This window comes from Halalkalibacter lacteus (genome assembly GCF_036663595.1).
Classification (GTDB): Bacteria; Bacillota; Bacilli; order Bacillales; family Bacillaceae_D; genus Halalkalibacter; species Halalkalibacter lacteus.
Window position 1 is genome coordinate 66,478 of sequence record NZ_JAWRVL010000012.1, and the last position, 13,426, is coordinate 79,903.

The window sequence follows — 13,426 nt, forward strand, 5'->3', positions numbered from 1 at the left end:
CAAATGACGAACTTGGGTACCCTCAAGTTCGTTTTTTTTAATGGTCTACTAAATTTTCATAAGAAATGCTCGTTCTACACATATTCAGGTAGACAATTGGTACAAACTAAGAAAAAATCAGGAAGGAGTTGAACAAATGCCGATTTATAATAGCAACACCGGAGCTAGTACGGGGAGTCAACAGTTTCCTCTTTTTGGTCTCTTTCATTCGGACTCAGAATCAGTCAAAGATGCTCATGATGCCTATGATGTATATGTGAATGATGAATATGTTGGAAAGAAAATTCTATTGACAGAATCAGAAGGTGTAGAAGATGTCGTTGGTTTCTTGAAAACGCAAGGCGTACAAAATCTATCTGCTGATTTAGAGGGTGACCACTATGTAATAAGGTCTGAAGATGCAGAACATGTTAAACATATACTTGAAACGTATTTGCAAAATCGGTAAATGTCATCACTCTTCAATTGAGAACTACTAAAAACCTGCTATGAACACGTAGCCGGTTTTTTAGTAGTTCAGTTACTCCATTTGTAGCTATTATGTTTAATACAAAAAAGATGATCGCTATTTCTCTTTTCCCGAAGCATCTTCATTTAGTAAAGATGGCGGCTTCTTGCCACTCAAACCTGCATGCAAATTCTCCGCTGCGAGCTTTGACATGCCATATTCGCATTCTGTCGTAGATGAACCGATGTGAGGAAGAGTGACAATGTTTTTTAATTGAAGCAATGGATTATTCGGATTTGTCGGCTCCTCTGTAAACACATCGATCCCAGCTGCATGAATATCTCCATTTGAAAGGGCATGATAAAGGGCATCCTCGTCAACATTTTTCCCACGCGAACCATTTATAAAGATAGCAGATTTCTTCATCTTCTTAAATTCGGCAGCCCCTATCATTTTGTTCGTGTCTTTCGTTGATGGAACCATTAAGCAAACAAAGTCTGATTGTTTTAAAAGTTCATCAAGCTCGCAGTATGTAGCATTATAAATATTTTCAGCTTCTTTATTCCTTGAACGATTATGATAGAGGATGTTCATTCCGAAGCCTAAATGCGCTCTTTGGGCTATCGCACGACCAATCTTACCCATGCCAATTATCCCTAACGTTTTGTGGTGTACATCTACCCCATATTGGTTTGGTTGTAAAGAGATATCCCACTTACCTGACTTTACAAACTGATCTAACTCTGGAATTCGTCTTGCTGTTGAAAGCATAATTCCAAAAATAGCATCGGCCGTAGTATCATCAAGAACGCCAGGTGTATTGGTGGCCATTATCTTTCGTTTAGTAAGTTCTTCAATATCTAAATTATCATAGCCAACGGATACATTAGAAACAATTTTAAGGTTTGGAGCTAAATCTAATAATTCTTTGTTTACCTTTAAGGCTAGACCAATGATTCCATCGGCTTCTTTTAATGCTTGGTCAAAGGTTCGATTTCCGATGTATTCATGATTTTGAAAGCTTGTAATGTGGAAATCTTTTTCTAACTCTTTGATTACGCGGTCGTCTACTCTCATATAGACTAGTATTTTTGGTTTCATAAAATACTCCTCCTTGTTGAGATATTATTCACATAAAAACAGTATCATAAAACTAGATCGTAACTAATGTCGGTGTTTAATAGGCTAGGAATAAAGGTAAATTATGGTATGATTCTATTAGAGTTACCAGTTGATCACATGGGAGGTTTTAACATATGGGGTTATTTGATGGATTAATGGGAAATGCATCAGAAGTAAGTATTGGTGAGGTGGAAAAAGAATTTACAAGAGTCTTAACAAAAGGTGAGAGCATTGAAAGAGCGTACAAACTGATTCGCGATTTGTTTCTCTTCACAAATAAGCGTTTGATTCTTGTCGACAAACAAGGAGTGACAGGGAAAAAAGTAGAAATTCACTCCATTCCTTATAAAAACATTACTCATTTTAGTGTTGAAACAGCAGGAAACTTTGACTTAGATGCAGAGCTGAAAATTTGGGTGTCGGGAAGTTCAACCCCTATCCAAAAGCAATTCAATAAGAGTTTAAATATATATGAAGTGCAAACTGTCTTAGCAGATTATGTCTTGTAATTGAATCAACATTCTCTTAAAGGTTCAAATAGGTATTTAGGGCTAAAATGAAAAAAGTATTTTATTAGTCATCTCTTTACTATATACTAGTAAAGAATACAAACTTAATAGAATTAACTAGGGGAGTCCAATAAGTTGGGCTGAGAAACAAGAACGGTAAAGATTGTTGACCCTTTGGACCTGATCTGGCTCATACCAGCGTGGGGAAGTTTAGAATGTTTCATTATGATCATACTTCTATCATTTAGCCGGGTCCAACCAAATTATTTGGTACCCGGCTTTTTTATGTATCTTCATACTTCCTTCTTTTTATGTTCTAGATCTCGTCCTTTCTATTTAAAAAAAAGGAGAGATTTCGATGTCCACACCCTCATTAAACGAGAAAAACATTTCCATCATGTCTAGCTTTTCTGGTAGTAAGAAAGTTTATGTTCAAGGTTCTAAGCCTGACATAAAAGTACCAATGCGAGAAATCGAATTAAGTGCTACAACCGGTTCAGCCGGAGAAGAAGAGAACCCTCCAGTCCGTGTCTATGACACAAGCGGTCCGTATACCGATCATGATTATGAAGTTGATATTACAAAAGGACTTCCTGCCTTACGTAGTGCATGGATCAAGGAACGCGGTGATGTTGAAGAATACGAAGGACGTGACATTAAGCCTGAAGATAATGGCTACGTTAATGGAAATGACACACGTGCAAATGATAATGTCTTTCCAGGGTTAAAGCGTAAACCATTGCGTGCGAAACAAGGGAAAAATGTGACTCAACTTCACTATGCAAAAAAAGGAATCATTACTCCTGAAATGGAGTTTATCGCAATAAGAGAAAATCTAGACCCCGAATTTGTACGTGATGAAGTTGCAAGAGGTAGAGCGATTATTCCTAATAATATCAATCATCCAGAATCAGAACCTATGATTATAGGGCGCAATTTTCATGTGAAAATTAATGCGAATATTGGGAACTCAGCTGTTTCTTCGTCCATTGAAGAAGAAGTGGAAAAAATGACGTGGGCCACACGTTGGGGCGCTGATACGATGATGGATTTATCAACGGGGAAAAACATTCATACAACGAGAGAATGGATCATTCGTAATTCAGCGGTTCCTGTTGGTACGGTTCCTCTTTACCAAGCATTAGAAAAAGTAAAAGGGATTGCTGAAGATCTAACGTGGGAAGTGTACCGCGATACGCTAATTGAGCAAGCAGAACAAGGAGTTGATTACTTTACTATTCATGCGGGAGTCCTCCTTCGTTATGTTCCATTAACAGTAAAACGGCTCACCGGTATTGTTTCCAGAGGGGGTTCAATTATGGCTCAATGGTGTTTACATCACCATCAAGAGAACTTTTTGTACACTCACTTTGAAGAAATTTGCGAGATTATGAAAACGTATGATATCGCTTTTTCTTTAGGAGATGGTCTTCGTCCAGGGTCCATTGCCGATGCGAATGATGAAGCACAATTTGCAGAATTAGAAACGCTTGGAGAACTAACGAAGCTCGCTTTGGAACATGATGTACAAGTCATGGTTGAAGGACCAGGACATGTCCCGATGCATTTAATTAAAGAAAACATGGATAAGCAGCTTGAAATGTGTCACGAAGCACCATTCTATACATTAGGGCCTTTAACGACAGATATTGCACCAGGCTATGATCATATTACGTCTGCTATTGGTGCCGCGATGATTGGTTGGTTTGGTACGGCGATGCTTTGCTATGTTACGCCGAAAGAGCATTTAGGCTTGCCTAATCGTGAAGATGTTCGTGAAGGAGTTATTACGTATAAAATTGCTGCGCATGCAGCCGATTTAGCGAAAGGTCATCCAGGAGCACGAGTACGTGATGATGCCTTATCAAAAGCTCGTTTTGAATTCCGTTGGAGAGACCAATTTAACTTAGCATTAGATCCGGAGCGTGCCCTAGAATATCATGATGAAACATTGCCAGCAGAAGGAGCAAAAACAGCTCATTTCTGCTCGATGTGTGGACCGAAGTTTTGTAGCATGAGAATTTCTCACGACATCCGCCAGTATGCAAAAGAAAACAAACTGGAGTCTAGTGAAGCAATTGCAAAAGGAATGCAAGAAAAAGCGGAACAGTTTAAGAAATCTGGAGGCGGAATTTATCAGTAAATAGTTCATAGGAGGTTTTGCCGATGAAGGTCGATGATATTCAAGAGAAGATTCATCATTTAAAAGATCAACTGAATTATTGGGAAAATCACTTAAAAGATGTTCAAAAGAGCTGTCGTCACGATTATCAAGACGAATCATTTTATAAAAAGTGCTTGAGATGTCAGAAGATAGAGGCTATCTATTATTAGACTTTAAAACTTTAGTTACTGTACGGAGGAGAGCCACAAGCGAAATAATTATGCTTGTGGCTCATTTAATTCCTCTCCTCTAACACATAGTGTAAAACGCTCACAATAAATATGATTAGATTATTTGCTAGATTATTCTAGTTTTTTAGTTTCTTTCAATACGTGGTTTATATGATTACCTATAAATACAAGTATTTAAGATAAACGATATCACAGAAGCATTCTCTAAAGCATACATTAGGTTAGGGGGTGTTTTTTATGATGTATGGAAATTACAGAAAACCATTTCAACCTCCAAATTCAGCAAATAAGCAGGGTCCTATATCCACACCTTACTCCATACAAGATTTATTTAAAGGGAAAAATTTAGACCTGATCGCCGCAGCCTTAATATTATCAGGAAAGCTTAAAGTTGATAGTGTTGAGTTATTTCGTGGTTCTCCAGCAGTCTCGGTAACATTACTCGGAAAATATATTACACCAAACAACGCGAAACAGAATGCTTTAGCAGATTTTCTTGAGGAGAATGGAGATATGACTCTTGATGATGTCTTTGAGGCGATGCAAAGGCGAATGGAGAAGGAGGATTAGGAAATGGGGAAGAATAAAACGGTTAACTGTAGTTCAGGCTTTGATGGGAAGGCATTAACAGGTGGGATCATGCTAATCATTTTGCTTTTTTTATTAATTTTTGGCTCAACTGATATTGAAGATTTAACTGATGCACCTGAGTAAGAATAGATGGAATAGATTTATGTTTAACAATAGCCATTCGGACTGAAATATACATCTATAACTAACTGAGGTTTATTCTGTTTCCTTATTATTGTAAGGAAATATTACATAAGGTAGATTATTACTTCTCTGTTATTCAAAAGAGCGATTTAGAGCTATAATTGTTATGTAACATTACTATCTGTCAAATGTATTGTAGAACTTCTACAAGCATATTCATAGAGTTGAAGGGCTTAGCGTCGTTCTAGTAAGCATTGCAACCGTGATGCTTTTTTCTTTTTTTATTAAATGAAACTTCTTGTTATAATCGTTCGTTTAATAAATATCGTAACAAGTTGAGTTGGAAAACGGAGGGTAATAAAAATGGAAGAACAATTAATCGAGCGGGCGAAACAAGGCGATGATGATGCCTTCCAGCAATTAATTGAACAACATCTAAAAACCGTTGAGAAATTTGCCTTTCAAATAGGGGTCTCCCCCAGTCATATGGAAGATGTTACTCAAGAAGTGTTTTTGAAAGTCTATCGTTTTATTCATAAACATAATAGAGGGAAATTTACGACATGGCTTTATTCTATTACCTTAAATGTAATTAGAGATTTTTATCGGAAAGAAAAGCAAATGAAGCGGAAAACAATAGAATTACAAAAGTATGCCACACAACAAACCTATATTCAGGACAATTTTGATGAGGAAGCTAGAGAGCTTCATCAAATGATCCATCGACTTGAGGATAAATATAAAATTCCAATTGTTCTTCATTTTTTCCATGGTCAAAACTATCAAGAGATTGCGAATGTCTTAGGTGTGACAGAAGGAGCAATCAAAACAAGAGTTTTGCGAGCGAAACAAAAGCTGAAGGCGGAGTATGAAAAAGTAGGTGAGCAACTATGAGTAAAGATTTCGAAAAATCGTTAGAAAGATTAAATAATCAATATGATGAAATGCCAACTCAATCGTCTTCTATAAAAATTATGGCCAACATTAAAAAGCAGAAAAAACGTAATTGGACTTGGTCAAAATCGTATCAACGTTTGCAAGTAGCTGTTTTAATTGCTTTGATGATTGGAATTGGTTACGTGTTAGGCGTTAGTCAACTAATGAATCAGCCCGATACAGCAATGGAAGAAACTGCTTCTGATCAAGTGGGAACGATGGAGGGCGCAAGCTTTCAGGCAAAGCAGGCAGAGTCTTTTGATGAAGAAGCAGGAGCTGTTCACGAATCAGGTGAGTATGACATGGGCATATTTGCTGCGGAAGAGATTGATGATTCATTTCTTATCACAATAACGGACGAGGAAGGTCAAGAAGTAGAGAAACAAGTAAAGGTATTTGAAGATGAACAATTTTCATTTTCGACGTATTATGATGCCAATTTCCATGTGGAAGAAGGAGTAAGCGGAGAAGGGCGTTCGATTCAGATTTATGCCGATTATGGAGAAGGACCGATTGAACCATTATTATTTGAAATGTTTCAATTTGAGAGTGCGATGAGTTATGACAACCAAGTGGAAGCGTACCGTATGATGATGAATGAATCTGGATATACAGAACTTGAGTCGAATGATTATCTGATTGAAATTGGAATTCCTGGTCAAGTAGTAGAAGAGTTCTTATTTCAAAAAGATGACGTAAATGTACATGTTGTACCGGTTGAACGTGGTGAAGAGTATTTCTTCTTTAAAACTAGTACGGTAACAAATAATAATAGCGAGAAGATTGAATATATGGAAGGGTATGTAAGAGAACTTAACGTCATCTTAAATCAAGATCATTTTATGTGGATCTATAATTAAATTTGTTATTGGAGGCAGCTATGGAAACATGGCCAGCCTCTTTTCTTTTGTCCTTCTTTTAAATGTAGTAACATATACCTTGTTAGGGAATACATACCATAGAGCGGAAGGGAGTTTGAGTGAAATGACAACGTACAAATCAAGAGAGGAAGTCCCAGTAAGTGAAAAGTGGAATTTAGCTGATATTTATGAAGAATTGTCAGAATGGGAAAATGACTTACAAACCGTTGAAGAACGAACAAAGAAATTGAAAGCGTTTGATGGAAAGATACCTGATGCACAAGCTTTATATGACTACTTAGTTTTTAGCGAAGAAACGGGTTATACGTACAAGAAGCTTTATGTTTATGCGATGTTTCAAGTTGATCTTAACACAAGGGATGCAAAGGCACAGTCATTACTTGATCGTGCAAAACAACTTGGAGTGAAGCTTAGTTCGGCAACTTCATTCTTCAAGCCTTTTTTACTCAGTCTAGATGAAGGCACATTAAAAGGCTATATCAAGGATGTAGAAGGCTTAACGTATTTTGAAGAAGATTTGTTAGAGTTATATCGTTACAAAAAACATGTCTTAACAAAAGAAAAAGAAGAAGTATTATCTGAACTTGGAGAGGCGCTTTCTGCTCCAAGTAGTACCTTTGGAATGATCAATAATGCTGATATTACATTTGGTGAGGTCACAACGAAAGAAGGTGAAAAAGTAGAACTGACGAGGGGAATGTATTCAAAATTAATTGAAGATGCCAATCGAGAAGTGCGCCAAGAAGCGTATAAAGCGTATTATAAGCCTTATGTTCAATTAAATAATACGATCGCATCGACTTTATCATCGGCTATCAAAAACAATGTAACATTGTCAAAAATGCGTCAGTATCCTTCTGCTTTAGAGAAATCACTTTTCTCTGATATGGTACCACAAGAGGTGTATGACAATCTCATTGAAGCGACAAAAGCTAATATTGAGCCGTTGCACAGATATGCAAAGATCCGTAAGCAAACACTTGGACTTGATGAATTGCGACAATATGATTTAAATGTACCACTTGTAAAAGATGTGAAAGAAGAGATATCGTTTGATAAAGCGTATGAGACGATGCTAAAAAGTTTAGCTCCACTCGGTGAAGAGTACGTAAAAACGTTACGTGGATTCAAAGAAAAGCGCTATTTTGATGTAAGAGAAACGCCTGGAAAACGATCCGGAGCTTACAATTTAGGGCTTTACGGTGTGCATCCATTTGTTCTGTTAAATCATCAAGATGATTTAGATAGCTTGTTTACCCTTGTTCATGAGTGCGGACATGCGATGCACTCATGGTATTCGTCAAACCATCAGCCGCAAATTACAGCAGGCTATTCGATTTTTGTGGCAGAAGTGGCATCAACTGTTAACGAAGTTCTGCTAATTCGATATTTATTGAAGCATACAGAAGATGAAAAAATGAAAAAGCATTTGCTTAATCATTTTATTGATAGCTTTAGAGGAACGCTGTTCACACAAGTAATGTTTTCTGAGTTCGAGAAGATTACTCATGAAAAAGCAGAAAAGGGCGAACCATTAAATGCTGAAGTTTTTAACGAGATATATGAAACCATTTTTAGAGAGTTTAATGGTGATGAATTGATTTTCGATGAGGAAGTAAAATACGGTTGGTCGAGAATTCCACATTTTTACCGTCCTTTTTATGTCTATAAATATGCAACAGGTTATGCATCAGCGATTCATATTGCCGATCAGCTCTTAGAAGGCAAGCCAGAAACACTTGAGAGCTATTTGACATTTTTAAAGAGTGGAAGTTCTGATTATCCTCTGGAGTTATTAAAGGCAACAGGTGTCGATCTTACAAAACCTGAACCGATTCGAAATGCACTTGCTATATTTGGTGAGTTAGTCGATGAGTTTTCTAATTTATAATAATGGTTGACCTACACATTTTTGAACGTGTAGGTCTTTTTTACGTATAAAACAAGTCTAGTTCGGATGTATGTTTTTTCGTCTAGAATCGCATCTTAAGGTAAGAGAATGATCTTTTTGAACAACCTCTAAGGCAATGAGCGGAGCCAGTGCACCCATATTTGGACAATCTATAATTAATATAAAGCGAATAGAAGAAAAAAGGAAGAGCGTACCAAATTAAATTTCACGTACCGAAATGAATAGGAGGAATTAAATTTGCAAATTTATTTTTCACCGGAGTTTATGAAAGAAGATGCACAAGTTTTAAATATTGTTACGGATTCGAATAAACCAGTTGGGTATATGGCCTTTCTCATGAACGAAGATAAAAAGAAGATGTATGTATATGGCCAGTTACAGGAAGAAGGGGTGTATGAGGATTTTAAAGATCTCGTCAAACCATATTTACAAGGGTTGAAGAAACTCAAACCTGATTTAGAAGTTTATTCGTATTTATCAGTTGGGGGCAAAAAAGTTGAGTTAGAGGATGAAACTGAGAAAGAGAAATAAGTTTTTTAGATGAGCTTGTTTCATCTCCAACGTGTTTTTCTTACATTGTTTGGATTTTCTTGCCCTTAAAGGTTCCTTGATTGAGAGCTAATTTTTTTTGGGAAAACTGTAAAGAGCCCAAACGAATTTCAAAAAACATACATACGATAAGATTGTAAGAAAACACAGAATTAAAAAGGAGATGATTTTTCATGTCAGGAACTGCAGGATATGGCGGAGGATTTGCGTTACTAGTTGTTCTATTTATCTTATTAGTAATTATCGGTGCTAGCTGGTGTGGCGGATACGGTTATTAATAAGTAAGAAGCTGGCTCATCATAAACTGTACCCTATAGAGTAGACACTTTTAAAAAAGTCTACCTATAGGGTACTTTTTTCTTAAAGTTCTTTAGCTTATTTAAATAGATAAGTAACAATCCATTCATTCTTCAGTGGTAAGAATGTGTATTGCTTCATATGAATGTACAAGCGGGTTGGGTTGTCCAACTTACCTTATTCATTGGAGGATGGATGCTATGAGTGTTTTTTTAGGGTATGTTTTTTTAGGATTGAGTTTAGCTGCACCAATTGGACCAGTAAATGCAGCTCAACTCGATCGAGGAATAAAGAACGGATTTTTACATGCATGGTTAGTTGGCTTAGGCGCCACTGTTGCAGACGCCTTGTATATGCTTTTAGTATTCGTAGGTATTGTAAAATTTATTGAAGTTCCTATCATCCAAACTTTTTTATGGATTTTCGGTTTTTTTGTATTGGTTTATACTGGAATTGAAAGCGTTTCGGGTGCTGGAAGAATTTCTGTTGACAGTACAAGAAACAAAAGTGAATCGCATATAAAATCGTTTTTCTATGGGTTTTTTATGTCACTTTTTAATCCACTAACCATTCTTTTTTGGTTAGGCATCTTTGGCTCCATCTTAGCTAAAACCGTTACTACATATGGAACTAGTCAAGTTATTTTATATAGTGCGGCAATTTTTATAGGGATTACAGTATGGGACTTAACAATGGCTACATTTGCAAGTACATTACGTAAGTATTTGACGAATCGATTCTTAACGGTTGTATCAATTGTTTCTGGTTTTTCTCTTATTGGCTTTGGAGTGTATTTTGGTATTCAAGCTTTGCTTATTTTAGTTTCGTAAATAGAGAAGGGTTATCGGGTGGTTGATCGTCTGTTGCTTTTTTCCAAAAATGTCGCATAATCAAGGTCACAATGGCAACGATTACGACAAAAAGCAAACTGATGTAAAAACCAGGACGACTTGTTTGGTGAAATAAAGTGCCCCCAACTCCTAAGAGTACTAAAATAAAGCCCGTAAAACGTTTAACTTTATCCATTGTTGTAAGCTCAAGTAATCTGCCATACGAACCAAGGATGAAAAGCCAATTGTATAACAACATGATGCCTGCAGCAGTTGTTACGTACTCATAAAGGCGGCCAGGTATGATAATAGCTAATACTATCGAAACAACCATACCTGCTGTTGTTAATCCAATCGCTGGCAAGGCAATTTTGTTTCCCACTCTTTTTGCAAATAGTCTTGGAGCATCCTTGTCTTCAGCCAAGGTTACAAGAATTCGAATGACAGCAAACAACGAGGCGACCATCGTTGAAAAACCAGCAATGATAAATACAGCATTAAAGAAATGGTTGACATAAGGAATATTGAATGCGTTAAGAGCAGTAACGAAAGGGCTCTGTTCTGTCGTAATGTTATTCCACGAAACCATCAGTAGAGCAAGCCCAACAGAAGTTATATAAATAATAGCTAAAACGGTCAGCATCACTTTTCCTGATTTTGGAGCGTCATTCATATCTTTTAGTCGAATGGCGAGTAAACCCATGATCTCAATACCAGCAAATCCGTAAAATCCATAAATGAAAGCAGGTAACAACCCTTTTACTCCATTTGGTAAAATAGAATCGTATGTTCTTGGAACAAGTATGGTTTCATCAGCTTGTCCGAAAAGACCGAAAAGAGCAAGAATGGCAAGAATGATGAACATGACAATCGCGGCGATTTTTAATACGGCCAAAAGATTCTCGACGCGGTCAAAACTCTTTGTCCCAACTAATATGACAAGAATGCCTAGTGCTGCATAAACACAGGCAAAGACCCATAATGGTACGTTTGGGAACCAAAAACGGGTAAAAATCGATAGAGCGGTCATTTGACTGCCCATAATCAGCATTTCAGATAGCCAATAAACCCAGCCACTACTAAATCCTGCCCAACGTCCATACGCAGTTTTTGCGTAAGATCGAAAGGAACCTTTTTCAGGATGGTTGATCGTCATTTTCGCGAGCGCCTCAAAAACGAAATAAGTTCCAATTGCGGCAAAAGCAAAGGCTAAGAGCACAGAAGGTCCCGCCATATCAATCGCGATACTTGATCCTAGAAAAAAACCAGTGCCAATTGTTCCAGCTACACCTAATAATGAGAGCTCCCACCATCTTAATGGCTTTTCAGTTTGCTCAGCTGCTTTTGTTTTCATTCTCATCACTCCTTACTTCGAAGTTATTGTTCGGAAAAAACGAGTTGTTTATGTAATGAAACAATCACAATTTATGGGAATCAACGTGAGTAGCGTGTTGTTGACGGCTATGGTTTCGCGCGCTGCTTGTTTGCGGCTTTTTAAAACCCGCTCATAACAGGGTCTTTTATAAAGCTTTTGTTTTTCAACTTTAGTAGGTAGTCAAATTCCTGACATTGATGTCATCGCGAATGTAACGGAAACGGGTAGAATGATGGAGCAAATGTGGGATAGAGGATTGACTCATTCCTTTTTCTTAGTGCCAGTGTGGGCTCTCGTCATTTATGCAATGGCTTTTCTCATTTGGAAGAGGAAAGATCTACTCATTTTCCATTTAGCATGTGTAACTGTCTTTATACATAACGCATCTGATGCAAAACGAGTATTAGAGTGACTGTCATAGCCACTCTTTCTGTCAATCAGGGTTATTTAGTTGTTCCCTCGAATAACGAACAATAATGGACATTAATTCAGCTTTTGTTATGAAATCACCGAATTCCTCTGTATACTTTTGTTGCAGTTTTTCTAAATATTGAAGTGAGCGTTTACTTAGTCTAGAAAATTGTTTATCTGTAAAATCCATACTTTGGCTCCTTTCCATTTCAAACCTATATATTGTATGCAGGTAGACAGTTAAATGTGCTCTTTTTTTAAAAAAGTTCACTAAAAAATGACGAGGGTTCATCAAAAGGTTTAGAAAATTGTATAATTTAATGAAAGTTTTGAGATAGGTTATAGAAATGCTACTTGAAAGAGTGTATGATGAAAAATGGTCTTTTCTTATTTTTTTGGTATACATACATATATTATCCAGTGATGGGGTACTTAAATTCGTTCCAAACGTTTGAACCTGTTCATAAACATTCGGAAAAATATTTTAAGGTTTATTCTCTTAATTTTCCTGGCTTTGGTGAAAGTGATGAACCGCCAGAGCAATGGGGGGTTCAGGACTATATGGGCGTCTTGCATGAATTTATTTCGAAGCTGGACATCCAAAATCCAATTCTTGTCGGGCATTCTTTTGGTGGAAGAGTTATCCTCAAATACACAGCGAAATACGGGAATGTAAAGAAAATAATTTTAACAGGTGGGGCAGGAATTAAGCCAAAAAGAAAGCTTAATTATTATGTGAAAGTCTATTTTTATAAATTATCTAAAAAATTATTAAAGCTCCCGGTTCTTAATAAGTATGAAGAAGATATTTTGGATAAAATGAAAAGCAAATTAGGTTCTCCTGATTACAAGAGTATAAGTGGGGTCATGCAGCAAACGCTTGTAAAAGTTGTAAATGAAGATTTGCGTCATTTATTACCGGATATTAAAGCAGCAACCTTGTTAGTATGGGGGAGAATGATACGGCAACACCTGTTGCGGATGGTGAATTAATGGAGAAGTTGATACCCAATGCTGGCTTAGTTGTGTTAAAAAATGCGGCTCATTATGCCTATTTGGAACAGTTGCATCAGTAAATATGAAGATA

17 protein-coding genes and 1 riboswitch are annotated in these 13,426 nt (G+C 36.9%); of the genes, 14 read left to right on the forward strand and 3 right to left on the reverse strand.

The window, feature by feature from the left end; genetic code table 11:
• Nucleotides 1-136 precede the first annotated feature (136 nt).
• On the forward strand, nt 137-448 hold the full coding sequence (locus SAZ04_RS10785) for a hypothetical protein (RefSeq protein WP_332694928.1): 312 nt from the start codon (nt 137-139) through the stop codon (nt 446-448).
• Nucleotides 449-565: 117 nt separating this feature from the next.
• On the opposite strand, the gene SAZ04_RS10790 is transcribed toward SAZ04_RS10785, so the two are convergent.
• Nucleotides 566-1,549 (reverse strand): 2-hydroxyacid dehydrogenase, encoded by a 984-nt coding sequence (locus tag SAZ04_RS10790; RefSeq protein WP_332694930.1) that lies wholly within the window; start codon nt 1,547-1,549, stop codon nt 566-568.
• Nucleotides 1,550-1,704: 155 nt separating this feature from the next.
• Here SAZ04_RS10790 and SAZ04_RS10795 point away from each other — a divergent pair, with 155 nt between their 5' ends.
• From SAZ04_RS10795 to SAZ04_RS10845, 11 genes are all read left to right on the forward strand, one after another.
• Nucleotides 1,705-2,079, forward strand: coding sequence for a PH domain-containing protein (locus tag SAZ04_RS10795; RefSeq protein WP_332694932.1), 375 nt, complete (start codon nt 1,705-1,707; stop codon nt 2,077-2,079).
• Nucleotides 2,080-2,188: 109 nt separating this feature from the next.
• Nucleotides 2,189-2,303: riboswitch (TPP riboswitch) on the forward strand.
• 134 nt (nt 2,304-2,437) lie between these two features.
• Nucleotides 2,438-4,222, forward strand: a complete 1,785-nt coding sequence (thiC, locus tag SAZ04_RS10800; protein WP_332694934.1) for a phosphomethylpyrimidine synthase ThiC — start codon at nt 2,438-2,440, stop codon at nt 4,220-4,222.
• Between the two features lie 23 nt (nt 4,223-4,245).
• Entirely contained in the window at nt 4,246-4,413 is a 168-nt protein-coding gene (locus SAZ04_RS10805) for a hypothetical protein (protein WP_332694936.1), read from the forward strand.
• 258 nt (nt 4,414-4,671) lie between these two features.
• Nucleotides 4,672-5,004, forward strand: coding sequence for a hypothetical protein (locus SAZ04_RS10810; RefSeq protein WP_332694938.1), 333 nt, complete (start codon nt 4,672-4,674; stop codon nt 5,002-5,004).
• 3 nt (nt 5,005-5,007) lie between these two features.
• Complete coding sequence (locus SAZ04_RS10815) at nt 5,008-5,148, forward strand: hypothetical protein (protein ID WP_332694940.1); 141 nt, start codon at nt 5,008-5,010, stop codon at nt 5,146-5,148.
• 363 nt (nt 5,149-5,511) lie between these two features.
• Entirely contained in the window at nt 5,512-6,042 is a 531-nt protein-coding gene (locus SAZ04_RS10820) for an RNA polymerase sigma factor (RefSeq protein ID WP_332694942.1), read from the forward strand.
• Nucleotides 6,039-6,944, forward strand: a complete 906-nt coding sequence (locus SAZ04_RS10825) for a hypothetical protein (protein WP_332694944.1) — start codon at nt 6,039-6,041, stop codon at nt 6,942-6,944. The genes SAZ04_RS10820 and SAZ04_RS10825 overlap by 4 nt, the downstream gene beginning before the upstream one ends.
• Nucleotides 6,945-7,068: 124 nt before the next feature.
• Nucleotides 7,069-8,856 (forward strand): oligoendopeptidase F, encoded by a 1,788-nt coding sequence (pepF, locus tag SAZ04_RS10830; RefSeq protein WP_332694946.1) that lies wholly within the window; start codon nt 7,069-7,071, stop codon nt 8,854-8,856.
• Between the two features lie 258 nt (nt 8,857-9,114).
• Nucleotides 9,115-9,408 (forward strand): hypothetical protein, encoded by a 294-nt coding sequence (locus SAZ04_RS10835; RefSeq protein ID WP_332694948.1) that lies wholly within the window; start codon nt 9,115-9,117, stop codon nt 9,406-9,408.
• A gap of 191 nt (nt 9,409-9,599) precedes the next feature.
• The gene (locus SAZ04_RS10840; protein WP_332694950.1) at nt 9,600-9,704 is read left to right on the forward strand and encodes a YjcZ family sporulation protein; all 105 of its coding nucleotides are present in this window, start codon (nt 9,600-9,602) and stop codon (nt 9,702-9,704) included.
• A gap of 219 nt (nt 9,705-9,923) precedes the next feature.
• Complete coding sequence (locus SAZ04_RS10845) at nt 9,924-10,553, forward strand: LysE family transporter (RefSeq protein ID WP_332694951.1); 630 nt, start codon at nt 9,924-9,926, stop codon at nt 10,551-10,553.
• Here the strand turns inward: SAZ04_RS10845 and SAZ04_RS10850 are convergent.
• Entirely contained in the window at nt 10,537-11,907 is a 1,371-nt protein-coding gene (locus SAZ04_RS10850) for an amino acid permease (protein WP_332694953.1), read from the reverse strand. The two genes, SAZ04_RS10845 and SAZ04_RS10850, sit on opposite strands and share 17 nt — an antisense overlap.
• Nucleotides 11,908-12,130: 223 nt before the next feature.
• Between SAZ04_RS10850 and SAZ04_RS10855 the strand changes: the two genes are divergently transcribed.
• Nucleotides 12,131-12,340: a hypothetical protein gene (locus SAZ04_RS10855; protein WP_431308997.1), complete on the forward strand. Its 210-nt coding sequence runs from the start codon at nt 12,131-12,133 to the stop codon at nt 12,338-12,340.
• 21 nt (nt 12,341-12,361) lie between these two features.
• Here the strand turns inward: SAZ04_RS10855 and SAZ04_RS10860 are convergent, their stop codons facing one another.
• Entirely contained in the window at nt 12,362-12,529 is a 168-nt protein-coding gene (locus SAZ04_RS10860) for a hypothetical protein (RefSeq protein WP_332694955.1), read from the reverse strand.
• A gap of 176 nt (nt 12,530-12,705) precedes the next feature.
• Between SAZ04_RS10860 and SAZ04_RS10865 the strand changes: the two genes are divergently transcribed.
• Nucleotides 12,706-13,332, forward strand: coding sequence for an alpha/beta fold hydrolase (locus SAZ04_RS10865; RefSeq protein WP_332694957.1), 627 nt, complete (start codon nt 12,706-12,708; stop codon nt 13,330-13,332).
• Nucleotides 13,333-13,426: the final 94 nt, after the last annotated feature.